The 25,919-nt window shown below is 42.8% G+C and carries 23 protein-coding genes; 2 read left to right on the top strand and 21 right to left on the bottom strand.

What is annotated here, in order from left to right:
- Positions 1-10: 10 nt before the first annotated feature.
- From B5771_RS19995 to B5771_RS19925, 16 genes are all read right to left on the bottom strand, one after another.
- Complete coding sequence (locus tag B5771_RS19995; RefSeq protein WP_047808085.1) at positions 11-976, bottom strand: AAA family ATPase; 966 nt, start codon at positions 974-976, stop codon at positions 11-13.
- A 74-nt stretch (positions 977-1,050) separates the two neighbouring features.
- The gene (gene typA / locus B5771_RS19990; protein ID WP_088189112.1) at positions 1,051-2,874 is read right to left on the bottom strand and encodes a translational GTPase TypA; all 1,824 of its coding nucleotides are present in this window, start codon (positions 2,872-2,874) and stop codon (positions 1,051-1,053) included.
- Positions 2,875-3,061: 187 nt separating this feature from the next.
- Positions 3,062-3,301: an RNA chaperone Hfq gene (gene hfq, locus B5771_RS19985; RefSeq protein WP_047808087.1), complete on the bottom strand. Its 240-nt coding sequence runs from the start codon at positions 3,299-3,301 to the stop codon at positions 3,062-3,064.
- A 35-nt stretch (positions 3,302-3,336) separates the two neighbouring features.
- Positions 3,337-4,278, bottom strand: a complete 942-nt coding sequence (miaA, locus tag B5771_RS19980) for a tRNA (adenosine(37)-N6)-dimethylallyltransferase MiaA (RefSeq protein WP_088189111.1) — start codon at positions 4,276-4,278, stop codon at positions 3,337-3,339.
- A 13-nt stretch (positions 4,279-4,291) separates the two neighbouring features.
- Positions 4,292-5,092 (bottom strand): class I SAM-dependent methyltransferase, encoded by an 801-nt coding sequence (locus B5771_RS19975; protein ID WP_088189110.1) that lies wholly within the window; start codon positions 5,090-5,092, stop codon positions 4,292-4,294.
- A gap of 99 nt (positions 5,093-5,191) precedes the next feature.
- Positions 5,192-7,201, bottom strand: coding sequence for a DNA mismatch repair endonuclease MutL (mutL, locus tag B5771_RS19970; RefSeq protein WP_088189109.1), 2,010 nt, complete (start codon positions 7,199-7,201; stop codon positions 5,192-5,194).
- 2 nt (positions 7,202-7,203) lie between these two features.
- On the bottom strand, positions 7,204-8,532 hold the full coding sequence (locus B5771_RS19965; protein ID WP_088189108.1) for a histone deacetylase: 1,329 nt from the start codon (positions 8,530-8,532) through the stop codon (positions 7,204-7,206).
- The gene (locus tag B5771_RS19960; protein WP_088189107.1) at positions 8,529-10,196 is read right to left on the bottom strand and encodes a hydantoinase/oxoprolinase family protein; all 1,668 of its coding nucleotides are present in this window, start codon (positions 10,194-10,196) and stop codon (positions 8,529-8,531) included. The genes B5771_RS19965 and B5771_RS19960 overlap by 4 nt, the downstream gene beginning before the upstream one ends.
- 238 nt (positions 10,197-10,434) lie before the next feature.
- On the bottom strand, positions 10,435-12,978 hold the full coding sequence (gene mutS / locus B5771_RS19955) for a DNA mismatch repair protein MutS (RefSeq protein WP_088189106.1): 2,544 nt from the start codon (positions 12,976-12,978) through the stop codon (positions 10,435-10,437).
- Between the two features lie 107 nt (positions 12,979-13,085).
- Positions 13,086-13,487: a YlbF family regulator gene (locus B5771_RS19950; protein ID WP_047808094.1), complete on the bottom strand. Its 402-nt coding sequence runs from the start codon at positions 13,485-13,487 to the stop codon at positions 13,086-13,088.
- A 91-nt stretch (positions 13,488-13,578) separates the two neighbouring features.
- Positions 13,579-14,910 (bottom strand): tRNA (N6-isopentenyl adenosine(37)-C2)-methylthiotransferase MiaB, encoded by a 1,332-nt coding sequence (gene miaB / locus B5771_RS19945; protein ID WP_088189105.1) that lies wholly within the window; start codon positions 14,908-14,910, stop codon positions 13,579-13,581.
- A gap of 67 nt (positions 14,911-14,977) precedes the next feature.
- Positions 14,978-16,024 carry a sporulation integral membrane protein YtvI gene (ytvI, locus tag B5771_RS19940; RefSeq protein WP_088189104.1) on the bottom strand — a complete coding sequence of 349 codons (1,047 nt, stop codon included), beginning with the start codon at positions 16,022-16,024 and terminating at the stop codon, positions 14,978-14,980.
- A complete protein-coding gene (locus B5771_RS19935) occupies positions 16,024-17,286 on the bottom strand; it encodes a D-alanyl-D-alanine carboxypeptidase family protein (protein WP_242966908.1) in 1,263 nt (420 codons plus the stop codon). Before B5771_RS19935 ends, ytvI begins: the two co-directional genes overlap by 1 nt.
- Positions 17,287-17,309: 23 nt before the next feature.
- The gene (locus B5771_RS19930; protein WP_088189103.1) at positions 17,310-18,161 is read right to left on the bottom strand and encodes a DegV family protein; all 852 of its coding nucleotides are present in this window, start codon (positions 18,159-18,161) and stop codon (positions 17,310-17,312) included.
- A 162-nt stretch (positions 18,162-18,323) separates the two neighbouring features.
- Complete coding sequence (locus B5771_RS25125) at positions 18,324-18,446, bottom strand: hypothetical protein (protein WP_282433364.1); 123 nt, start codon at positions 18,444-18,446, stop codon at positions 18,324-18,326.
- A 119-nt stretch (positions 18,447-18,565) separates the two neighbouring features.
- Positions 18,566-18,979 carry a thioesterase family protein gene (locus B5771_RS19925; RefSeq protein ID WP_088189102.1) on the bottom strand — a complete coding sequence of 138 codons (414 nt, stop codon included), beginning with the start codon at positions 18,977-18,979 and terminating at the stop codon, positions 18,566-18,568.
- 202 nt (positions 18,980-19,181) lie between these two features.
- On the opposite strand from B5771_RS19925, the gene B5771_RS19920 reads away from it, so the two are divergent.
- Positions 19,182-19,373: a DUF896 domain-containing protein gene (locus B5771_RS19920; RefSeq protein ID WP_242847039.1), complete on the top strand. Its 192-nt coding sequence runs from the start codon at positions 19,182-19,184 to the stop codon at positions 19,371-19,373.
- Positions 19,374-19,454: 81 nt separating this feature from the next.
- On the opposite strand, the gene B5771_RS19915 is transcribed toward B5771_RS19920, so the two are convergent.
- Entirely contained in the window at positions 19,455-20,108 is a 654-nt protein-coding gene (locus B5771_RS19915; RefSeq protein WP_088189100.1) for an MBL fold metallo-hydrolase, read from the bottom strand.
- Between the two features lie 235 nt (positions 20,109-20,343).
- On the opposite strand from B5771_RS19915, the gene B5771_RS19910 reads away from it, so the two are divergent.
- A complete protein-coding gene (locus B5771_RS19910) occupies positions 20,344-20,637 on the top strand; it encodes a hypothetical protein (RefSeq protein WP_088189099.1) in 294 nt (97 codons plus the stop codon).
- Between the two features lie 147 nt (positions 20,638-20,784).
- Here the strand turns inward: B5771_RS19910 and B5771_RS19905 are convergent, their stop codons facing one another.
- The 4 genes from B5771_RS19905 to B5771_RS19890 all read right to left on the bottom strand — a co-directional run bounded on the left by B5771_RS19905 (position 20,785) and on the right by B5771_RS19890 (position 25,890).
- The gene (locus B5771_RS19905; RefSeq protein WP_047808102.1) at positions 20,785-21,534 is read right to left on the bottom strand and encodes a DeoR/GlpR family DNA-binding transcription regulator; all 750 of its coding nucleotides are present in this window, start codon (positions 21,532-21,534) and stop codon (positions 20,785-20,787) included.
- A 29-nt stretch (positions 21,535-21,563) separates the two neighbouring features.
- Positions 21,564-23,297, bottom strand: coding sequence for a pyruvate kinase (pyk, locus tag B5771_RS19900; RefSeq protein WP_088189098.1), 1,734 nt, complete (start codon positions 23,295-23,297; stop codon positions 21,564-21,566).
- A gap of 16 nt (positions 23,298-23,313) precedes the next feature.
- A complete protein-coding gene (gap, locus tag B5771_RS19895) occupies positions 23,314-24,327 on the bottom strand; it encodes a type I glyceraldehyde-3-phosphate dehydrogenase (protein ID WP_088189097.1) in 1,014 nt (337 codons plus the stop codon).
- Between the two features lie 384 nt (positions 24,328-24,711).
- Entirely contained in the window at positions 24,712-25,890 is a 1,179-nt protein-coding gene (locus tag B5771_RS19890) for an acetyl-CoA C-acetyltransferase (protein WP_088189096.1), read from the bottom strand.
- Positions 25,891-25,919: the final 29 nt, after the last annotated feature.

The following is a 25,919-nucleotide window of genomic DNA, read 5'->3' as shown; positions in this document are numbered from 1 at the left end:
TCAACTTTAACTATATCGTTTCCATATTAATATCTTCCGGTAGTATTTGAATAAGTTCTTCCCGACTGGACGTTGATTTCTGAAACAAGCGAACAGCCTGCTTGCGTACGGTTTTCTCGACAAGGTTGCGCACTAAGCGTGCATTCCCGGCATAAGGGTGAGAATGCAGCAGGAATTGCAGGTAGCTGCGGAGCGCCTCATTCGCTTCTTTCGTTAACTCGTACTGTCGAGTTTTGAACATCAGATTGCCAATAGCTAACAACTCGTCCAACGTATAATCCGGAAAATCAATATGAATCGGAAAACGCGAACGCAGTCCCGGATTGGTCTGAAGAAACCAATCCATTTCCTGACGATAACCGGCAAGGATCAGGACAAGATTATCCTTATTATCCTCCATGGCTTTTACTAAAGCATCGATAGCCTCTTTGCCAAAATCCTTCTCACCGCCGCGAGCTAAAGAGTAAGCTTCATCGATAAAAAGAACTCCGCCCAGAGCCTTTTTGATTTGCTCCCTTGTTTTCTGCGCCGTGTGTCCGATATATTCACCGACAAGATCTGCTCGTTCACATTCAATAACATGCCCTTTTTGCAGAACTCCCATTTCTTTATACAGGCGACCGACTAAGCGGGCTACCGTTGTTTTTCCCGTCCCTGGATTTCCTCGAAAAATCATATGCAAAACCAAAGGCTCTGATACAAGCTTCTCTTGAACTCTGCGCTTTTGAATTTCCACAAAGGCTTGTAAGTCTAAAATAAAACGTTTCACCGTTTCAAGCCCAATATAGGATTGTAATTCAGCAAGAATTTCTGCGATTTTATCCTTATCTTTCTCCGTTGAAGAAAAATTATTTTTTCGGATACGTATCCCTATCCCCTCTGTGGAATGAGCCGACACTTCAGGTTTGGGGGGTATGGGTGTTTGAATCACCGGCGACTGCTGATTTTCCGGATGAAACGTTACGCGAATTGTCATATGTACAGGCACACCTCCCATCCTTACTACTATACGCAGTAAAGAATAAAAGGTGTCCTGATTTTTGTATGGTATTATTTACCAGTTAGACTCTTGGCATACTTAACACGTGAGGCATGGTCTAGGAATTTCTTCCTCAGACGTACACTTTTGGGGGTGATTTCAACAAACTCATCATCATTGATAAATTCTAAGGATTGTTCTAAGGACATTTCTTTGGGTTTTTCAAGCCGTAAAGCATCGTCGGCAGCGCTCGTCCGCATGTTGGTGAGATGCTTTTTCTTACAAACATTTACTTCAATATCCTGTTCGCGGTTATTTTCCCCCACAATCATGCCTGCATAAACATGAAGCCCGGGATCAACAAACAAGTTTCCTCTTTCCTGGGCTGCGTATAACCCATAGGTTGTTGTCTCACCCTCTTCAAAAGCGATCAAAGCCCCCCGAGTTCTTCCGGGAATTTCTCCCTTAAAAGGTTCATACCCAAGGAAGACGTGGCTCATCATACCTTCACCCCGTGTTTCAGAGAGAAACTCGCTTCGAAAACCGATAAGACCTCGGGCAGGAATGTTAAACTCAACCCGCAGCTGTGTCTCTGACAGACTGGTCATATTAGCCATTTCTGCTTTTCGTTTCCCTAAGAGTTCCATGACTGCTCCTAAAGATTTCTCCTGAACGTCACAAATGAGAAATTCCATGGGCTCACATTTTACCCCATCAATCATCTTATAGATGACTTCAGGCTTGGAAACTTGCAGTTCATAGCCTTCACGGCGCATGTTTTCAATGAGTATGGAAAGATGTAATTCTCCCCTGCCGGAAACTTTAAAACAATCTGCCGAATCCGTTTCTTCGACTCTTAAACTGACATTCGTCTCAATTTCCTTCCAAAGCCGTTCACGCAGCTTCCGGGAGGTTACGAAATTCCCCTCACGTCCCGCAAAAGGACTTGTATTAACCATGAAATTCATGGATAAGGTTGGTTCGTCAACCTCAATAACTGGCAAAGCTTCGGGATTAAGAGCACAAGCTACAGTTTCCCCAATATTGGCACTAGTTAATCCGGTTAAAGCAACAATTTCTCCTGCTGAGGCTTCAGCAACATCTTGACGCTTCAAGCCCTCAAAAACCATAACCTTGCCAACCTTGGCCCGTTCAAAACTCTCATCACGTTTTATAAGAGTAATGGTTTCGTTTTGATGAACTGTTCCTCTTACAATTCTTCCGACGACAATTTTGCCCACATAATCATCGTAATCGAGAGTCGTGACCAGCATTTGAAAAGGAGCTTCAAGATCCACAACGGGTGCCGGGATATGATCAAGAATAACGGAAAATAAAGGTTCCAAGGTATCTTCAAGAGCATCAGAGGAAAGCCCTGCAATCCCGGCTCGCGCTGAAGCATAGACGACGGGAAAATCCAATTGATTATCCTCTGCTCCCAGTTCTATAAACAGATCTAACACCTCATCGACAACTTCTGTGGGACGGGCATCGGGACGATCAATCTTATTTATTACAACGATAGGAATCAGTTTTAATTCTAATGCTTTACGCAAAACAAAGCGAGTTTGAGGCATCGGCCCTTCAAAAGAATCGACGATGAGAAGAACGCCGTTAACCATTTGTAAAACTCGCTCAACCTCTCCTCCAAAGTCAGCATGACCCGGAGTATCAATAATGTTAATTTTTGTTCCTTGCCAATGAACGGCGGTATTTTTAGATAAAATAGTAATACCACGTTCCCGTTCTAAATCATTGGAATCCATAACACGTTCCACAACCTGCTGATTTGAGCGAAACGTGCCGCTTTGTTTTAACATCGCATCAACAAGTGTTGTTTTTCCATGATCTACGTGAGCAATAATTGCAATATTTCTTAAATTTCGAGTTTCCATAGTTGGATTGAATTCCTTTCTTTTACCTTAATTAATGCATACAAAGCTAAGATATCATAGTTAGGTATCGAATTCAAGTAAAAAGAACTAAGCCCGGCATTTCCGAACCTAGTTCTTTCGTCCAAAATCAAAAATCCTTCAGATCGTTATGTTCGAGAATTAATTTCAGCGAATTATGCTTAGCGTTTTATTCTACAGCAGCTGCAGTTGCTAAATTAATCGGACGTATCGGCATAACCGTAGAGATAGCATGCTTATAGACCATTTGTTGCCGGCCTTCAAATTCAATCACAACCGTAAAATTATCAAAACCTTTGATAAGTCCTTTAAGCTGAAATCCGTTAACCAAATAAATGGTCACGGGAAGGTTCTCCTTACGCACCTGATTTAAGAAGGTGTCTTGTAAATTGATGGGCGATTTATTCATATATTTCCCTCCATCACCTTATATTTCTACGCCATCTATTCTACACGAGTTTGCTGGGCTCTGCAAGTCTGTATTAGCTCTTCAAGGATTTGGTCAATTCCCTCTTCGGTATCATACCAATGAATTCTGGGATCACGGCGAAACCAGGTTAATTGACGCTTGGCAAAATGACGAGTATCCCTTTGTAAAATTCTGAGCATTTCATCCTTTGTCACAAGGCCTTGCAAACACCAGACAGCATGCCTGTACCCAATACTTTGGAGCGGTTTCAACGTTGAAGAATATCCTGACTTAAGCAGGTTAAGAGTTTCTTCAAGTAAACCTTCGGCAAGCATTATTTCACACCGTCGATTTATCCGCTCATAAATGATTGCACGCGGAGCAGTTAGCCCAATATAGAGCACCTGAGGATCTAAAGGCCGGTATTCATCATCCTTGAACTGACGCTGACTGGACAATGGTTTACCGGTCAATTCTTGAACTTCTAAAGCCCGAATCACGCGCAGTACATTATTAGGATGCAATTGACGGGCAGTTTCCGGGTCTCGCTGCTCCAGCACCTGATGTAAGGCTTGATTGCCATGATTTTTAACAAATTCCTGCCATTTGAGACGTATTTCTTCCGAACCATGCTCCCAAAAATCATATGGATCCAGCAAGGAACGAATGTATAGTCCTGTTCCTCCGACCACAATGGGAACATGACCTCGATCACGTATTTTCCCTATCAGAGAACTTGCCGATTTTTTAAACTGAGCAGCTGTAAAAGGTTCCGTAGGATCTAAACAATCGATGAGATGATGGGGGACGAGTTGCAGTTCTTCCGGAGAAGGTTTGGCTGACCCTATATCGAGTTTTTGATAAACTTGGACAGAATCACCGGAGATAATTTCTCCCCCGACTTTTTGGGCAAGAGCTAACCCCAATGAAGACTTGCCAATGCCGGTTGGGCCAATAATGATAACCAGTGGTAACAAGACAACTCCTCCATTAAATTATAATAAGACCATAATCAACGGAACTGTATCGACCGCCAGACATTAGTTTGAAACCAAGGCGATTAAACTCCCTGCTGTCCTTCCGCTCCTTAAGCACAACTCTTTTTCGCGCAACTCGGCAGGCATCCTTCACAGTCTGCTGATCAAGAGGACTATGCTCAGACCATTGGTGCAAGGGCTGGATACCATCGGATTCACGAAACGTTCTGCGAAACATCGGGTCAAAATATATCACATCAATAGACTTTGACGGACAACAACTTAGAAACTCCTTGTGGTCTGTCCAGCGAACGTCAATCCTTGAAGCAGCTTGCACTAAGGATGTCCATGCCTTTTTCTTATGTTCAGTTCTAGCTTGAAAACTAGTTTCCGTAAGATGCATGAGACCGTCTTGAATAACTGCAGTTAAAATCGGGGATTTTTCCAATCCTAAAACATGGCCACCCTCTCCTACAGCAAGCGCACCGATAAGAGCGTCGGAAGCCAGCCCTAAGGTAGCATCGAGAAAGGAATCACCAGCCTTTAATTGAGTCGCATCTAGGAAACGATCTGAACTGCCTCGTAAAATATTAATAGCCCGAATCAAAGCCATATTAGGATGAAACGCTAAACGGTTCCCCCCCAAGATTAGTTCCACACCTCGCCTTGAAATTTTTAGTTCAGGAAGAGATCCGAAATTATTTTGCTGATCAACCCAAGAACATCCCGGTTGTCGTCGAAACCACTGAACGCGTTCCCAGAGTTCTATGTCGGGTTGAGTAACTCTTAAGCAAATTGGAATAGACTGATCCATGAATCTCCTCCCTTATAAACCCCTATTATAATGGTTTTTGCCAAAATTTCCTTTTTATATATACCAATAGTATACCCCTGCCAATTTAGGCTCAAACTTCTAAAGAACTCGGTAAAAACGCTTTTCCAACTCTCCTCGCGTGATCTTGATTGTTGTAGGGCGGCCATGCGGACAGGTATAGGGGTTCTCTGTCTGACTCAAGCGTGAAATTAATTGTTCCATTTCCAATAGAGAGAGGGAATCCTTAGCCCTGATTGATTCCTTACAGGCCAAAAGATATATCCACTCTTTTAAAAGCTGATCATAACTTGGGGAGGCGTTTTTTAGCAAAACCTCTTCCAGAAATTGCCGAAGGAGTTCATCCGCTGGAAAACTCCCCGTTTGGACAGGGACACCCCGCAATAAATACGTCTGATTTCCAAATTGTTCAAGGACAAAACCCATTTCCCTGAGTATCCACATATGCTCGATTAACATTTGTTCTTCCTGAAGTGTAAGCTCCAAAGGAATCGGTATTAAAAGCATTTGGCTTTCTTGCTTTCTCGCTTTAAATTCAGCAAGAATACGTTCATAATTAATCCGTTCGTGGGCTGCATGCTGATCAATCAGCAAGAGAACATCACTATCAGTTGCTAAAATATAGGTATTAAACAGTTGCCCAATTGGCCAGAAACGGCTGAGGCCATGACCGTCATTATACCCTTTGTCTGTTGTCGCTGAATCATTCGTTCCTGCTTCCCTGTTCTTTTGGATTTTTAATTCTTCCGGAGAAATCAGAGGATTTAGCGTGCCATTGTCAGCAGAGAATAGATTGCTTTGTTTGGGCAATGTCTTTTTGAGCTCAACTGTTGATTCAACCTCTAACGGTGAAGGTGAAAGCGAAGAACCCTGATCTTCAGAGATTATGGGTTCGGCTTCCTTTTCTGATGATAATACTTTGGTTATTGATGACTCTCTCCTAACCTGTTTTTCGCGAATTTCTTCCCTGGCTTGATGCGCAGAATTTTGCGGACTGTTATAAGGCGTATTCACAATCTGAATAGGTTTTCCCTGAACAACCGTATTTGCTTGAGTTCTTAGCACTGATTCCAGAGGCCTGCCAAAGGATGGCAAGGGTTGACTCTTTAGCAGCGTTTGATAAATCGTCTTGGTTATAAATGACGCAAGCTCCTGTTCGTTCTTGAATTTCACATCCATCTTAGTAGGGTGGACATTGACATCATAATCTGAGGGAGATCCGTGCAGGTGAAGGGCAACTAGAGGATGAAGTTTAACGGGGATCAGCGTACGATATCCTTCTTCTAGGGCATTACTTAAAAAGGAGGAACGCACAACCCGTCCGTTAATCATAAAGGTCTGCGCTTGTTTGGTTTTTCGAACCAGATCCGGAGGACTGATTAAGCCTTCCAACCTCCAATCCTCGCTTTGAGCATCCACGGCTATGAGCTGACGAGCTATTGATTGACCAAAAATAGCTCCCATTGTTTCCTTTAAATCTCCTCGCCCTGAGGTTTGGAACACTCTTTGAGTAGGATGGGCTAAAGAAAAGGCGATTGTCGGATGGGCAAGGGCAATCCGACCCACCGTATCGCTGATGAGACCAAATTCAGTCGCTTTGGACTTCAGAAATTTCAAGCGAGCCGGTGTATTAAAGAAGAGATTGCGAACTGTCACGGACGTTCCGGCAGGACAGCCCACTTCTTGAAGAACCCCCTCTCCTCCTCCGGTCAAAGTGTAGGATATACCTGAAATCTCTGTTCCTGGGCGAGATATAATTTCCAGAGTGGACACTGAAGCGATGCTCGCTAAAGCTTCTCCACGGAAGCCAAGAGTTTGCAAATAATCCAAATCTTGAATTCCGGTAATTTTACTGGTAGCATGGCGAAGCACTGCTAAGGGCATATCCTCCTCACTCATTCCCTTGCCGTCATCCCTCACTCTAATCATAGGAACGCCATTTTCTTCAATGGAGATATCGATATGTTTTGCTCCGGCATCTAAAGCGTTCTCCACAAGTTCCTTAACCACAGAAACAGGACGTTCTACCACTTCTCCTGCTGCGATTTGATTCGCCGAATGGGAATCAAGGATATGAATTGCCGATGTCAACCTCAATCCTTCTTTCTCTGCCATACCTGATGTTGATTATGAAGCTGATTTTGCAGCAGGCCGCTGTGAATCTCTTGATGATGCTGCTGCACATATTCCCAGAGATCATAACCTGCCTGTTCACATTGGGGACAGGCCTCAAAAGGAATACGCACCAGTACTGACTTCGTCTTCGCATGTGATCGCTGACTTTCAATATATACCGTACCGGCACAATGGTTACACTTACGCACAAAATCCTGTCGTGTTTCTTGGAACCCTTCCGTATCATAATAGACAGAACGAGGAATGTAAACCCATTCCCCTGGAGGGAAGAATTTTACATTGTGAATTGTAAAGTCAGGTTTTACCATTTGAGTTTGCTTTTTAATGGTCTCTACGTAAGGTTTAAGGGTTGCTAAGGGTAAACTCGAACGCCCTATTTTCTGAGGTTCACGAACATGATGATAGTCTTCACCTGCCAAGGCCAATAAAATTGCCAAATTAACAAAGGGAAGCGCGCCTTCAATGGAATAGCCGCCTTCAAGAACAGCCAGGTCGGGCTGAAGAAGTTCGGTTATCCTGCCATACCCCGAAGCCGTAAGATTCATGGAAGCTAAAGGGTCCGTAAAATGATTATCCTGTCCTGCAGAATTAATGATCAATTCCGGTTTAAAGGCTTGAAGACGGGGCAAAACCCAGGTTTCCAAAACATAGTGATACCCTTCGTCCCCCGTTCCCGGAGGGAGCGGAATATTCAGAGTCTGACCCCAAGCGTTGGGACCCCCTTGTTCATCAATAAACCCGCTGCCTGGATAAAGCGTTCGCCCATCTTGATGCAAAGATATAAAAAGAATATTGGGATCATGATAAAAGATATCTTGAGTCCCATCGCCATGGTGAACATCGGTATCGACGATGGCAATTTTCTTGATGCCATAACGTGCTCTCAACTGATTGATAAGAATTGCTTCATTATTGATTGTGCAAAATCCGCGGTTTCCCCAAACTGTTGCTCCTGAATGGTGTCCGGGGGGACGAACAAGAACAAAACCATTGAAAATCTCTCCCCGAATCCGTGCCTCTCCAAGTAAGATAGCACTTCCTGCAGCGATCAGATGAGGATCTAAGGTTTCTGGATACAATGATGGCGTAGGAAATAAGGCTTGAGCTTGAGCTACGTCTGCTAATGAGGCAACTCGAGGAGTAAATTGCTTCATTTGCGGCAAATCAAGAATTCCTTCTTCAAAGAGTTGTTCCTGAGTATAGAGAAGACGTTCCTCTCGCTCGGGATGGGAGTTTCCTAAAGACCAATCAAAAGCGGGGAAAAATAATATTCCTGTGTGCTTCATTTTACAACCCTCCCTATCACTCCAGGTCGAAGATGGGCAGCTCCACGAATAATTTGGCCTACCGTTTGATAGTTTTGAACGATAGGGAAGAAATCAAAAGGTTCTTTTTCGATCTCATGAATTTGAATTCCATACTGTTCTGCTTGTTTTTGGACAAGTTGATCTAAAAAGTCTTCAACTTCACGGTAAGGACGCGGGGAGCCCGTCCATTTTCCTTGCTCACCCGTTTCCTGCACATGATAACGTTTCATGTAAGTATCCAGATGAAGAGTACAATCAAAGGTTGGCCGGGCCATGGCTGCCCCGAGAGCATTGGAGACTTCGGGATATACGCCAAGTTGTACCGGTGTTCCCAGGCGTTTTCCCAAAGCCTTCGTAAGCCCTTGGGCTCCGCCTCCACTTAACAGCGTATTAAAGGTCTGAGCCTCATGAGGATGAAGAACTTCCCATACTTTGTAAGCAGGCTCGTCTTGCCATTCACGTTTTAAAGAATCAACAGCCTCTGCAATCCGGTTCACGACGGCCTCAATAATGTCACCGGCAAGCTGCTGATAATACTGAGGTGCCCTTCGATCAGGCGGGCAATGAGCCGCCAAAACTTCTTCGGCCAATTGGCGGTTGCCGTAATCGATCAGCCCGAGATAACGCATAGCATCCGTAGGGGTCAAAGCCTTACCGCCGAGGCAATAGGCCGAGCCGAGACGGTAGCTTTTTAACTCAAATCCCTGTTCATAGGTCTCGATGACTGAATCTCCGCCAACCGGGATTGAGCGAACAGCCAGGGAATGAACGAGAGTCGAATAAGGACCAATTTTGGCCCCCCGCGAGCTGAGCAAAGGCGTTCCGGAAAGAATCAAACCTAGATCGGTGGTTGTTCCGCCGATATCGACAACGATAGTAGAAGCAGAGGTTTCACTCTGAGTCAGAGCTGCTAGAACGCTCGCTGCAGGTCCAGAATAAATTGACTCAATAGGCCTGAGTTTCCCGATTGGCAGGATGCCCCCATCTGCTTTTAAAATTGCAATTGGGGCCTGAATCTTAAGACCAGAGAGAGCCGTTTGTAATTGCTGAGCGAATAGCTGATAACGTCCCGTGACACCCAAATTCAAATGGGTTGTGAGGCTGCGGCGATAAAAATTTGCTTGGCCCCATTCATGTCCTAAGGCTATCTGACATTTGGGGTAAGACTTCCTAAGATAATCCGCCAGCTGGTTCTCATGGGAATTATTCCTATGAGAAAATTTCCCCACAACTGCCACCAGTTCAGGACTCCCTGATCGTTCTTTCCAGCTCAGGCGCTGCCATTCACTCGGATTAGAGGGGCTGACTTCCCGTCCCCGAAAGTCCATTTCCCCGCTGAGCACTTGATAGTCAACAGGCCAAGGGAGAGCATTCAGGCTCATACCATTTCCGGGAAATAATAATAGGTTAACAGGCGGCAGACGTTTTTGCAGGATGGCATTGGTGACGAGTGTCGTACTTACTGTAATCTGATTTACTTGCCTGACGTCAGGCAAGTTTAACGTTTCGAGGGCATTTACGATAGTTTCGACTAAATTCTCTTCCTGTGTTGGAACTTTAGCTGTCCGTTGAATTTGGCCCTGTTCAAGATATACCGCGTCGGTATAAGTACCTCCTACATCAATACCCACATGACAGGACAATCTAATCCCCCCCAAATCCATATTCGATAGTTTAACCACTAATTATTGTTATACAATTCTTATCATAGGCTATTTTCTTGAAATAAAGCACTCCATCGAAATTGGTAATTTGTGCATTAAAATCATTTGTCCTTCAGCGCGATAACATTTGTTATTGGCTAGGCGCTTTCGGGGAAACTGTCCACAGGACAGTTTCGTCACTGAAGGCTCGATGTTCAGCTTTAGCTGGACGAGTTTACTAAGTTGATTGGATTCGATCTCTTAGATCATAGAGATACTGTAAGGCTTGACGTGAGGTCATATCTTCTAATGGCAGTTGAGCCAATTCCTCTAAAATTGGATGGGTCTGCGGAACGTCAAAAAGGGAGAACTGGGTGACAGCTTGGGAAGAATCTATTGGACTAGGGGCAGATTTGGACGCCTCTAGTTCCAACAGTAAGGTTTTAGCTCTCTGTAGGAGCTCATGGGGAAGACCGGCTAAACGGGCCACTTGGATACCATAACTTCGATCGGCGCGGCCCGGTAATATCTTATGTAAAAAGACAATGTCGTCTCCGCGTTCTTTTACGCCGACATGAAGATTGAAAAGACCATTAAAATCATCTTCAAGTTGGGTCAATTCATGATAATGCGTTGCAAAAAGGGTTTTAGGGTTGAAATCTGGATGTTGAACTAAGTATTCTGCGACAGCCCAAGCAATGCTTAAACCATCAAAGGTTGCCGTTCCTCGTCCAATCTCGTCCAAAATGATTAAGCTCTTCCTGGTAGCATATTGCAAAATATGTGCTACCTCATGCATTTCGACCATAAAGGTGCTTTGTCCTGCCGCTAAATCATCCGACGCCCCTACCCGGGTAAAAATTCGATCAACTAAACTAATTGTCGCTTGTTTGGCAGGCACAAAGGATCCAATGTGTGCCATCAAGACAATAAGAGCTACTTGTCGCATATAAGTAGACTTTCCTGCCATATTGGGGCCGGTAATGATCGCCAAATGTCGCTCCCTGGACAACTGCGTATCGTTCGGTACAAAGACACCCGCCTCTAACATATCTTCTACGACTGGATGCCGCCCCTCTGAAATTGAAAGCTCACCATCTATTGTTATTTGAGGACGAATGTAGCGTTTACGCACTGCAACTTCAGCCAAGCTTACGAAGACATCGATTTCTGCTAAACTATCGGCCGCCTTGAGGATAGCCTGAGTATAGGAACGAACATCTTCTCTAAGCTCCAGGAAAAGTTGAAACTCTAATTCCTTTAATCGTTCTTCAGCACCTAAGATTTTTTCTTCATACTCTTTTAGTTCCGGAGTTATGAATCGTTCCGCATTTGAAAGAGTCTGTTTCCTGATATAAGCCTCAGGTACAAGATGGGCATTGGAATGCGTGATTTCTATATAATAGCCAAAAACTTTGGTATAGCCAATTTTCAAGGATCGTATCCCAGTCCTTTCACGTTCGGCGTTTTCAAGCTTAGCGACCCACTCTTTTCCACCCGTTGCAATAGAGCGCAATTCATCCACCTCTTGGGAATATCCGGTTCTAATGATATTTCCATCCCGCAGAGATATAGGCGGAGAAGGATTGAGAGCATTGAGAAGTGTATTGACTAAAGGATCAAGTCCCTCCAATACAGGAATTTTCCGTTTCAAAATAGTTGCAGTGTTTGAGTTAAGAATCTCACGAATTGCCGGTAGAAGGGCCAAGGTTTGAGCCAGGGATAATAAGTCCTTAGCATTGGCCGTTCCGTAAGATACTCTTCCCATTAATCGTTCCAAATCATAGACTTTAGCCAAGATTTTCATCAAATCTTGACGTAAAAAGGAATCATGTGTTAACTCTTCAACAGTATTTAAACGCTGTTCAATATCAGCTTGCACGAGCAAAGGTTTATCGATCCAATGTCTCAGTAATCGTCCGCCTAAAGCAGTTTGAGTCAGATCGAGGACAGACAAGAGTGTCCCTTTTTTACCCTGATTTCTTAAGGATTCAGTAAGTTCAAGGTTTCGTCGAGTCCACTGGTCGAGAAACATCCATTGCTCTGAGCGATACGTTTTAATCTCGACAATATGCGAGGGATCAACGCCCGGCATCGTTTCCAGCAAATAGTCCCAGAGAGCGGATGCTGCTGAAGCCGCCACAGGGAATTCTTGAAGCAAAGGAGCTTGAGCAGAGAAGCGCAGTTTAAATACCGTACTCTCATAAGACTTAAGATCTCGAACACTGCAGTAGTATCCAGACCAAAGTTTTGCTTTCTTTATAAGTTCAGGCGGCAGCAAAATTTCAGCAGGATTAATGCGGGAAAGCTCGGCGAGCAAGGCCTCAACTTCCGAGGTCTGAAAAATAGCAAACTCTCCTGTTGACAAATCTAAAAAGGACAAGCCCCACTGAACATTAAAAAAAACACTCGCCAAATAACGATTGCTGCGTTCAGAAATCGACTCAGTTAAAGTACCCGGAGAGACAATACGAATGATTTCTCGCTTAACAATACCCTTCGTAGCTTTCGGGTCTTCAACTTGCTCGCAAATGGCAACTTTATGCCCCGTACTTACGAGTTTTACCATATATGTCTCAACTGCGTGATAGGGAACACCGCACATAGGTATCCGTTTGCCTTCCCCCGCGTCTCGACTCGTTAAGGCAATTTGCAGGATCGGTGCTGCTAATTCAGCATCTTCACCAAACATTTCATAAAAATCACCAAGTCGATAAAAGAGTATCGCGTCAGGAACCGTTGCCTTTATGCCTTGATATTGTTTCATCATCGGGGTGGTCATCCCTAATATCTCCTCTTGAGTTCATTTTACGCCAGCAGCTAAATCTTAAAAGGGAAGAGCTATAGATTAGCTCTTCCCTTAGTGAATTTCAGTCTTCCTCTTGAGAATTAGCCGCAACTGCAGCCTCCGCATCCAGAACTGGAACAGCCGCCGTCTCCACAGGAACAACTATCCGAAGAGTTAGCAATAGCGCCTGCCAAGATGGCATTTACACTGTCCAACATTTGGGTAAACTCATCCTGTGCTTTCATATAATCGGAAATAGCAGGATTAGCCTCTACCCGAGATTCAATTTCATCAACCGCTTTTTTATCCTCTTCAGAAAGCTCTTGATTATTTTGCTGCATCTCCATAAAACGTTCCTGAGCTTTCTGTAACTCAGCAATCAGTTTTTGTGCGGACTCATCAGCAGTCATAGCATCTTCTTTGCTATGTAATTCAGCAAGCTCCGGACTTCGAGCAATTGCATCTGCTAGAATCTGAGCCTTCTCAATTATTTCATTCGTCACTTATACACACCTCCATATTTGTTACATTCTACATCAAACAACTCAATTCCTGCTTAACTCCAGTCTTAGGCAGTTAAAAAGTGCTTAACGATCACTTCGATTCTACGAGTTCGCCTACTAGAGTCCATGACCCTGCCTCCAGAATTCGCAGAGATACTAAGGAACCGATGATTTCCTGAGGGCCATCAAAAACAACAAGAATATTTCCACGCGTCCGGCCAGTCAGGCGATTAGGATTGGTCTTACTTGGTCCTTCAACCAAAACCTCATAACATTTCCCGATCATTCTTTGTCTTAGTTGATAACTTTCTTCGTTTTGCAGGCTCATCAATTTTTGCAATCGCTGCTTTTTGACAGGCAAAGGAATCTGCTCTTCCATACTTGCCGCCGGTGTGCCTGAGCGTTTTGAATACATAAAGGTAAAAGCCTGACTATAATGTCCTAAACCAATCATTGCAAGGGTTTGTTCGAAGTCTTCCTCAGTTTCGCCAGGAAAACCAACAATGATATCAGTTGTCAGTGTCGCCTGAGGAAGAAGCTCGCGAATTTTTTTGACGATACTCAAATAGTATTCCCGAGTATATTGCCGATTCATACAAGCTAAAATAGAATTACTGCCCGATTGAAGCGGCAGATGAAAGTGTTCGCATAGTTTACTTCCTTTGGCTATTGTCTGAATTAATTTATCCGACAAGTCTTTGGGGTGAGAGGTAATAAAACGCACACGCAAAAGTTCAGGTATTTGATCCACTTCCTGCAGTAAATCTGCGAAATCATAGGGAGGGTCGAAATCTTTTCCATAGGAATTTACATTTTGCCCTAGTAAAGTAACTTCTTTACAGCCACTGGCCACCAGATTCTTAATTTCTTGAATAATATCCTCCGGCTTGCGGCTTCTCTCTCTCCCCCGAACATGGGGAACAATACAATACGAACAAAAATTATCACAGCCGTACATAATATTCACATTGGCCTGAAGCTTTCCTTTTTCCGCCAAAGGTGTTGATTCTTTTGTTTCATGAGGTTCCTGCCAAACCTCAGCAACTTTTGCTCCAGTGTCAGAACGATGCAGCAGCTCAGAAAATTCGTGCAAGTTGTGAGTCCCCATCCAGATATCTACGTGGGGAGCACGTTTTTGCAGCCGCTCTAAGGCACCAGGTTGTTGAACCATGCAACCGCTGATTGCAATTTTTAAGTTTGGATTCTTTTCCTTTAGTTTTTTGAGATCACCGATTTTGCCTAAGATTTTATTTTCAGCACTTTCTCTGACGCAGCATGTATTAACGATAATTAAGTCAGCATGTTCAAGGTCATCCGTTCTATTATATCCTTCTTGCCGTGTAATTTCTGTCAGAGTCTCAGCATCCCTTTCTGACATTTGACAGCCATATGTTAAAGTGACTACATTTTTTTCCTTACTCAAGTGGTTCAACTCCTAAATGGCTAATTCCTATACCTTATTATTATAATTTATAAATCGATTTACCAAATTAAAGATTGCGAAAAACACCCGCCTTACTCAGTGCATGATAGGCAATGAGAATAAATGGTCCTAAAATCAAACCGACAATCCCCGTAGAAGCTAAACCGATGTACATGCTGATAAGAACAAAAAGGGGATCGAGTCCCACATTATCTCCCAAAATTTTAGGTTCGATAACGTGCCTGACAATAGTAATTATAATCGTGAGAAAAACAAGTTCCAGCGCCAACAAGTTATGCCCCCCAAGGAAAGCAATGAGGGCCCAAGGAACTAAAATGATTCCCACTCCTAACACGGGAAGTATACCAAAGATCCCTGTAATAGTTCCTAAAACGATGGCAAATTTAGTGTGAATAATCAGCAAGCCAACAATGGATAAAAAGAGGGTAACCAAAAAGACAATGAATTCTGCCCGCACAAATCCCGCAAAAGCACGTGCAAAATCATAGCCCAATTCTCGTAACTCTTCACGCCATTCCTGAGGAAAAATATTTACGAAGTCACTTAGATAGCGTTTGCTCCCCTTGGACATAAAAAATGTCGCCACCAAAGCAATGACTATGATAATAATAAATTCTGGAATTTTTGCAGCAAATGTCAAAACATTTGATAGAACGTTAGGCACTCTGCTTACAAATTCTTTAACAGTATTATTTATACTATCCTCAGTACCCGGGATATTTAGATAATACACTTCAAATTTCGTAAGCCAATGAGTTATAAAGTGTTGTAATAACCGATTATAGAATGGCCAATGAATATAAATTTCTTGAATTTCTCGAACCAGGCGGAGGACTAAAAGAGTAATTATGACGCCTACTCCCCCAATTTCTACAATCATAGCTGTCAGTACCGCTGGGACTTGGGGAAGACGGACTTTTCTGATAAGAAAATTCTTAAGCGGGCTTATGGCTGCAGTCATGATAAATGCCAAAATAAAAGGCAAAAAAAGATAACTAAAGTGACCTACTAAGTAAATTAAAATACCAATGACTAACCAAAAAGCAATAAACTTCAAACTTCGAATAAAAAACGACTTGGTTACTTGGTTCACTAACTAGACTCCCTTCTTCTAGCAAGCAAAATTCGTTTCCGTGCCTGGCGTTTCGCCAAGAGCTTAAAACGATAGAGAAACAGCAAAAATACTCCTAGACTCATAATACCTAAAGGCCAAGGCAGGCCATTAGGTTTTGGATCCTCTTGAGCTTTTGGGGGCAGGACAGTCCTCGAAGCATTAAGAGGAAGCGTATCTAAGAGGTTGCCGCCATCATAAACCTGCACTTGAGAAACCGCCTGACCCTCCTCAACTGAGTTCAGGATCTTCGAAGGAGACAATATCTTTAAACTTAATACTGAAGAGGTTTGACCATTGACCCCTTGTGTTAAGTAGATTGGCTTCCCTAGCTTTAAATCAACCTTTTCATTGTTAACCGTTATTGCACCCAGCACCGAACCCGCAGGTTTATAAACCTGATCAGTATATTGGGTAAAACCATAATCGAGCATTGCCTGCATATCTGTATAAATTTCACGGCCAGGTGATTTAAGAATCACGCCAATTAATTGACGGCCATTTCTTGTCATCGAGGCTACAAGACAGTTTTCCGCTGCCGCCGTATAACCTGTTTTTATTCCATCGACGTCGGAATCTCGCCATAACAATTTGTTTTCATTCATCATTTGGGTTGGAACATCCGGCTTTGCTCTGGGAATAACATGAGACTTAGTACGTACATATTGAGCAAATACAGGGTTTTGATAAGCAACCCGAGCAATTAAGGCTAGATCATGAGCTGTGGTGACATGACCATCTGCGGTTAAACCGCTGGGATTGACAAAATGCGTCCGAGTAGCACCGATCTCAAGAGCTCTTTGATTCATAAGAGCGACAAAATTACTGACATTTCCGCCGATATATTCAGCTACGGTTACTGCAGCATCATTGGCGGAGTTTAACAACATTGCGTAAAGCAAATTCTGAAGTGACATTTGTTCACCAGGCCGTAAGTAAATCTGAGTCCCATAAACAAGCTTACTATTGAGTAAAGTAGAGGAGGCTGTCACAATATCATTCAAATTTCCCCGTTCGATTGCTAGAAGTCCGGTCATGATTTTTGTAGTACTGGCAGGTGCCAGTTGTTCGTCTGGATTTTTAGCAAACAGTGTCTGACCAGATTGAACATCAATCAAATAAGCACCCTCGCCGTGTATCTGAGGTAACGATTGATTCGTCGAAGGCATGTTCGAAGCATAAGTAACCGATATATTGCTTATTATCATCGATACCGTCAGTATTACAACCATTATAAATTTCAAAGAAGAGTAGCCCCCTATTCTTGCTATACTTTACGCTGATAAAAAAGTGCGAGAGTGCCTGGCCCTGTATGACTGCCGACAACACAGCCAATATCACTGATCCAAATATCTTTTACTACGACGCGCTCTTGGATTTCCCGTGCAAGAATCAATGCTTCTTCATAACACGCAGAATGAGAAATACCGATGATTTGTTCTTCCGGATGATCGATTTCCTCTTCTAACACCTCAGCTAACTTGCGGATTGCTGCTCGTCTGGAACGTACTTTGGCAAAAGGTTCAATTTTCCCTTCCGAGGTCATATGTAAAACGGGTTTGACATCGAGTAAACCGCCAAGGAATCCGGCAGTTTTACTCACTCTGCCCCCTTTAACCAAATACTCCAGGGTATCTAATGTAAAAATATATCGCATCTTGGCTCGAATATCAAGAATCTCCGCTTCCGCATCCTTCCAGGTCGTTGCCGAGGCAAGAACTTGCTGTGCCAAAATGGCCAGTAAACCGTACCCAAAGGAAGCTCCCAGGCTATCAATAATATGAACTCGCTCAGGAGCCGATGTTGTTTCGGCAATCATTTGAGCCGTTGCAAAGGTAGAACTTAGACCTGATGAAAGATGAATCGCCACCACATCGCAGCCCTCAGATAGCCATCGTTCGTAATGCTCCAAAAGAGTATTGGGATTAGGCTGAGAAGTTTTCGGCAATTCTTTGTAGCGGCGATATTGAGTATAAAAATCCTGTATGTTAAGATTTACTCCTTCAAGATAAGTATTGCCATCAATAGTTACCGGCATCGGAACCGTTTCAATACCTGCTGCCTTAGCGCGATCTACAGGGATGTCTGAGGCACTATCGACAAGAATTTTAAAGGGCATCATGTTACCTCCCTAACGAAGACGATACATGTATTATAATTCGATGTGGGTCAATATTATCCCTGCAGGCCTAAAAAAATAAATGTCCATGCTTATAAGCAATGGACATTTAAGTCTATAATAATATATCAGTGAGTTATATCTTAACCGCAGACATACTTACTAAGATGCCAATTTTTGAATAATTGCGTGCTGCCCAATAATGGCCATCAATTGCGGAAGTTCCTGCTTCTTAACCAACCGATAGTTTACTTCTTCGCCTTCGATCCATGTTACAAGAAACATAGAATCCCCTTCTCTCAATTGTATTATGGATTATGTATACATAATACCATAATACAAAATAGAAAACAAGTTTCTCGCGGGATCTGAGTCCATAAAAAATGTCAATTCATAACCTTAAGTCAGTTTTTGTTAACAAGCCATTGAATCTGAGCCCATAAATCGGTATTTCGAATATCTGTATGGCGGCCTTCTTTATTGATGAAGAGGTGGGCTGTTTTTCCTTGGGCTAGAAGCGTATTATCCCGATATATATCATATAAGAACGTTATTGAACGCGAAGTGATTTTCTCGATGGTCGTAATTATTTCTAGTTCATCATCATAATGAGCAGGTTTTCGGTATCGACAATTAGCCTCAATTACTGCTAACGAAAATCCTTGCTCCTCAAACTTTGTATACGGGAGTTCTAAATCTCGAAAAAATTCGGAACGGCCTACCTCAAACCAAATAAGATAGTTCGCGTGATAAACAATTCCCATTTGATCTGTTTCTGCGTAACGAACTCGCAGTCGACTTTTGCCTGATAACCCCATATGTACGCCTCCTTAAACATATTCAAGCAAGTGAAATTCTTCTACATTTTTCACCTTCCTAATCTATAATAAACATAGTTTGATGAACAAAGGCAAGTTTGGGTTTAATTATTAGCTCATTTGTGAATCTGTCATTATCCTATTCAACATGTTATAATAAACTATTATAATGTCAGCAATCCTAATGGAAGGGGAACTATTTTTGAGCACTCCAATTAATATCCTAATTCAACGAATTAATGAACTTTCCAAGAAACAAAGGTCCGAAGGTCTTGAAGATTGGGAAAAAGCAGAACAGGAAGTCCTTCGGCAAGAATATTTGTCGTTTATCCGAGGTCAAGTTAAAGAGACTTTAAGCAGAGTCAAGTTTGTCGATAATGAAACCCTCCAATAGTGGGCCAGGCGCTTTCGGCGAAAGCGTCCACAGGACACTTTCGTCACCGAGACCCTGATGTTCAGCTTTAGCTGAACGAGTTCACTTCAACGTTCTTTGAAGGTTATCCAGCCAATGACTCGACGCAGGAGTCGCCGGTCCATGTCCAGGGAGAATCCAGCGCAAGGGACGACTTGTTATTGTTCGGGCCGATTCTATTAATTTTTCTTTATCCCATGTAAAAAACTTCGGCGCCAAACGAAGTTCTCCTCCTTGAAAAAGGTCCCCGACAATTGCGACACCGTTCCGATAGAGAACGATATGTCCCGGAGTATGTCCAGGGGTTGGTATTATTTCCCATTCCCCAAATAGCTTTTGATCCTTGAGGGAACAAATGTTTTCTGGAATAGTTAATTTTCCGTAAATAGGACGAGTTAACAAGGGTAACCAACGTTTTATTCCATGACGTTTCAATTGTCCGTTAATAAAAGGTATCTCAAGGGAATGGGCATACAGCGGACATTTCATAGTTTTTTGCAGTTTGGCTGCACTTCCGACGTGATCGATATCATAATGCGTGAGAATTATTCCTTCCGTAGCCGTTGGGTCAAGCCCAATAGAATTTAAATACTTAAGTATGCGATCTTCTTGTCCCGGCATACCTGAATCAACTAAAAAGGTATGTAAACCCGTCACGACGTAAACGTGGGCACCCTTAACTCCATCGATTAAATGAATGCCATCAGTTACTAACACTATGATTTTTCCTCCATCCAATGGTCAACGTGCTGTTTGTTCATTATAGGAACACAGCATGTTTTTTAATTTCTCCAGATTAGTTTGTTCGACGAAAAACTTAAAATACCTTTTAAAAAATAGAAGCAGGCAAAGATGCAAAGATGACGAATAATAAACCTTTTTGAACGTATTTTTAAAGTCATTCGGCAGATACTAATAGTGTTCAAACGTTTTAAAAAGGAGGAGGATCCTTTTGCCGGAACGAATTCTGAAATTTGGAGGCGTTAAAATCCGCAATCTCGTTCCCCCTGTAAAAATAAATCGTTTTGTCAATCAATTACCATTAGAAAAACGAGATTCTCTCTTCGAAATTGCCACTGAATTACAAAACGCGGGAATGATTGACGTATTAAATTCTCGTTCACAAAGTACGATGGATAAGGATACTATCGATGACCAAATGACCAATACAGGTAATTTTGCTCACAACTTATCAAGTTTTAAGCGACACATTAACGAGAAAGACTCTTTAAATCTTCCCAAGTGAACTCGTTCAGCTAATGCAAGTTTACAAAGGACCCACCCCCGCTTCTAAAAGTGGGGGTCTTATTAATTATTTTTGGGGAAAAAATTGCATTTAAAATTCCGCACAAACTTAACGTTGTGCGGAATTTTTAGCGTTGGATTTTGCAACTTAGGCAAGAAGAACCTTAACTCCCATAGAATTCAATTTATCCCGAATTTCTTCCTCTAGACCGGAATCGGTTACTAACGTTTGGATACTGTCCCAGCGCGCAAAAGTATGAAAATAGATTTGGCCAATCTTGGCACTATGCGCAACAAGGATGACCTCTTTAGCAACTTTAAGCATTTCTTGTTTAACTTCTGATTCAAGCATATTAGCAGTTGATAAACCACGTTCAATAGCAACACCGGTTGCTCCTAAAAATAGTTTATCGGCATTAAAGCCTTTCAGAACAGATCGTGTAAGTGGTCCAACAAGAGCAAAGTTTTTACCCTGAACTTCTCCTCCAGTTAGTAAAACGGTAATCTCATTTCGGTTTCCCAAAACACCTGCAATGGGTATTGAATTGGTAATCACGGTACATTTAGTCGTTAGAGCTTGAGCTACACCAAGCGTTGTAGTTCCTGCATCCAAGATAACCGAATCGCCTTCGGTGATAAGAGTTGCAGCTAAATGTCCGATCCTAGACTTCTCACGCTCTGCTTCTCCCATACTCATCATCAAAATTTCCGTTGGTAGAACTGGAGGATAGATCGCTCGTCCATGTTCGCGCTGAATCAGACCAAGAGCGGCTAAGTTCTTCAAGTCTCGTCGAATTGTCATTTCCGAAACATTAAACCGTTTGGCCAATTCAGTGACAGTTAAATTGCCATGCTCTTGGAGCAACCATTGAATTTCATCCTGCCTTTCAGAACTCACGATCTCCCTCCTTTCTGTTGTTAACGTTTTTAAAGAATGCTCATCGAACCTTCATATAAGATACCTGTAAGTGCATCAACGGTTACCAACTGCCCATTGGTTACTTTTGTAAAGGCCTCCCTTGCACCAACAATCGCGGGTATTCCATACTGCAAAGCAGCAATTGCCGCATGAGAAGTCAATCCTCCTTCTCCTACGACAAGTGCACCTGCACGAGCAATAAGAGGTACAAAGCTGGCATCAGTACTTTCGGCAATTAAAACGTCTCCCTGATTGAAATTATCCTGTGCAGGATTCTTGATTTTTTGCGCTAAACCGGAGAACGATTTACGTCCAATACCAGTTCCTTTGGAGAGAATATTTCCAATAATTTGGACTTTAATCATATTGGTCGAACCAACTTTACCGATTGGTACGCCCGCAGTAATAACAACTACATCACCCGAAGAAATATAATTCATGGTTAAGGCACTATTCACAGCTACAGACAGCATTTCGTCAGTACCCGAACTTTCAGGAACGACAATAGGTTGAACTCCCCATTGGAGTGACAGCTTTCGTGCAGTAGTAGCAAGTGGTGCAGCCGCAACTATCAAAGCTTTAGGACGATATTTAGAAATCATTTTTGCCGTCAAACCAGAATGGGTTGGAGTTAGAATAGCTGCCGCATCAAGATCCTTGGCTATATTATATGTTGCATAACTAATCGCTTCAGCAACATTTAACTGCGGATGGCGCTTAGCTTGACTTTCCAAAAATGTCCTTTCTGTTCGGCGTGCAATCTTATCCATCATTTGAACAGCCTGGATTGGAAACTGACCTGCAGCTGTTTCACCCGATAACATAATGGCATCAGTTCCGTCCCAAATAGCATTGGCAACATCACTTGCCTCTGCACGCGTTGGCCGAGGCTGCCGAATCATTGAGTCCAGCATTTGGGTTGCTACTATTACCGGCTTCCCCATGAAGTTACATTTAGAGATCATTTCTTTTTGATAAATAGGAACTTCCTCGACGGGGATTTCAACCCCTAAGTCTCCCCTGGCTACCATTAATCCATCTGCGACTTCTAGGATTGAATCCAAGTTAGCGATGCCTTCTTGGCTTTCAATTTTGGCAATAATATGAACTTCAGCGCCCATATCTTCGACAATTCTGCGCACATCTAAAATATCCACAGCCTTTTGAGTGAACGATGCCGCGATGAAATCAATTCCTTGCGAAACACCAAAGCGAATGTCATCAATATCTTTTTCTGTTACTGCCGGCAAATCGACATGAATACCAGGGACATTAACGCCTTTTTGCGATTTTAGAATCCCACCGTTACGGACGACGGTCCGAATTATTCCTTGTTCTACAGTGCTTACTTCTAGATCGAGTTGACCGTCATCAATTAATACATGGGTCCCGGGATTAACACTTTGCCACAACGTTTTGTGAGTAATACCTACCCGTTCTTGATTCCCAAGGCTGAGATCCGTATCGAGGGTAAAGCTCATACCATTTTCTAATCTAACTCCCTCATTAGGAACCATTCCGGTACGAATTTCCGGGCCTTTTGTGTCGAGAAGAATTCCTAAATGCTTGCCGATTTTTGCTGCTTCTTCTTTTAAAACCGCAATTCGTCGTCCATGTTCCTCATGGGTTCCATGGGAGAAATTTAGTCGTGCAACATCCATTCCCGCAGCTAGAAGAGCTTGAACATTTTCTCTAGATTCACTTGCCGGGCCTATCGTGCAGACAATTTTAGTCCTTCTCATTATTAATTCCTCCTGATTACAAACCTTTCGCAACAATCAATTTTACCAAATCGACAACACGATTAGAATAGCCCCACTCATTGTCGTACCAAGATAACACTTTGACCATTCGATCCCCCATCATCATTGTCGATAAGCCATCAACAATCGAGCTTGCCGGGTTTCCATTAAAATCACGGGAAACGAGAGGAAGATCTGTGTAGTCAAGTATACCCTTCAATTCATTATTTGCGGCTTGGCGCAAAGCTGCATTGACATCTTCTTTCGTTGTCGGCCTGCTTAAATTAGCGACAAAATCTACTAAAGAAACATTTGGGGTTGGTACTCGAACAGCAAGTCCATTCATTTTACCTTCCAATTCAGGAAGAACAAGGGTTACCGCTTTAGCTGCCCCTGTTGTTGTCGGAATCATGGATTGAAAGGCTGCTCTCGATCTACGCCAATCGGAATGTTCTAAATCTAAAATCCTTTGATCATTTGTTACTGAGTGAGTGGTTGTCATCATTCCTTGCTCGATTCCAAAAGCATTGAGTAATACTTTGGCTACCGGGGCAAGACAGTTTGTGGTGCATGATGCGTTAGAGATAATATGATGATTTTTAGGATCGTATTTCTCCTCATTGACACCTAATACAATGGTTATGTCTTCATTTTTTGCCGGCGCAGAGATGACGACTTTTTTAGCCCCTGCAGTAAGGTGTTGAGCTGCAGCATCACGTTTTGTAAAACGTCCTGTTGATTCAATGACAATATCAACACCGAGCTTCGCCCATGGCAAATCTAAAGGATTTCTTTCAGCTAAAATTTCAATGCGTTTTCCATCAATAATCATAGTATTTCCATCAAGGTCAACTGAATTAGGAATAATCCCGTGGTTAGAGTCATACTTGAATAAATGGGCTAATAAAGCTGGGCTTCCCAAGTCATTGATAGCGACTACCTCAAAAGGCAGTGATTGTTGTTTGAGGGCAGCGCGAAGTGTTAATCTGCCAATCCGACCGAACCCATTAATAGCTACTCGTAAACTCATTTGTTTTTACCTCCTCTTAATGCTCCAACGTTCATAGTTAGTATAGTACCACATTAACATATTAACATTAATTCTGTGCGAATAAACAAATTCCTGCTTAGATATATGTTTATTTACACATTTTTTTGTTTGTATGTATAGGGTTCCCTAAACATAATAAAAACTTGCAAACTAAAGTTTACAAGTTTTTCAATCAAATAAGGAAGTGAACTCGTTCAGCTAAAGCTGAACATCGGGGCTTCAGATGGGGACTCTATAAAAGCGGGGGGCTTAAAAACTGGATAAAAACGGCTTGTAACAATGGTAAGTTGTTAACAAGCCGTTTCATATAATTTGATTAAGTTGTGGTAACCTCTGGCGTTAAATTCCTAATATAATTTATTTCTAACGTTCTACAATTAAAGCAATCCCTTGACCGCCGCCGATACAAAGAGTCGCTAACCCTCGTTTTGAATTTCTGCGTTTCATCTCATGAAGTAAAGTAACTAAAATTCTTGTTCCCGAAGCTCCCACGGGATGCCCCAAGGCTATAGCTCCACCATTGACATTGGTTATATCCATATTGAGGTTTAGTTCTTTAGCTACCCTTAAAGTTTGAGATGCAAAAGCCTCGTTCGCCTCAACAAGGTCAATATCCTCTATCTTCAAACCGCACTTTTCTAAGGCTTTCCGAGTCGCAGGAATCGGGCCTGTGCCCATTATGCGCGGGTCTACCCCGGCGGAACCCCAAGATTTAATGGTTGCTATAGGTGTTAGTCCCAGTTCTAATGCCTTCTCCTTCGACATAACAACAACTGCTGCTGCACCATCATTAATGCCTGATGCGTTTGCAGCGGTTACAGTCCCTTCCTTTTTGAAGGCGCCGCGTAATTTAGCTACAGACTCATAAGTTGCTCCGAAACGAGGGAATTCATCCTGGGAAAATACAACTGGGTCTCCCTTACGCTGAGGAATACTTACAGGTACAATCTCTTCATTAAACTTCCCGGCTTTGATTGCCTCTTCCGCTCGGTTTTGACTCGATACAGCATAACGATCCTGTTCTTCGCGTGAAATACCAAATTGTTCAGCTATATTTTCTGCCGTAATTCCCATGTGAATATTATGAAATGCATCTGTTAAACCATCATTAATCATAAGATCTACGACATTTGCATTTCCCATTCTATAACCTGTTCTTGCTTTAGGAAGAACATAGGGGGCAAGTGACATGCTCTCCATTCCGCCAGCAATAACTATATCTGCATCTCCGGCGATAATTGCTTGAGCTGCACAAACGACAGATTTTATGCCCGAACCACAAACTTTATTAAGAGTCCATGAAGGAACTTCTTGGGGAATTCCGGCATTCATTGCAGCTTGGCGAGCAGGATTTTGTCCTAATCCGCCTTGCAGAACGTTGCCTAAAATGACTTCGTCAACTTGATCAGGGGTGATTCCAGCCCTCTTGATGGCCTCTTTAATAACGATTGCCCCAAGTTCGGCGGCAGGAATTTGTCCTAAAGCCCCGCCAAAAGAACCCACTGGTGTACGGACTGCGCTAACGATAACAACGTCTTTCATTTAGTCATCTCCTACAACAATATTCTAAT

The organism is Desulfosporosinus sp. FKA (assembly GCF_002196785.1).
Lineage (GTDB): Bacteria > Bacillota > Desulfitobacteriia > Desulfitobacteriales > Desulfitobacteriaceae > Desulfosporosinus > Desulfosporosinus acididurans.
This window is presented reverse-complemented; position numbering and strand designations above follow the sequence as displayed.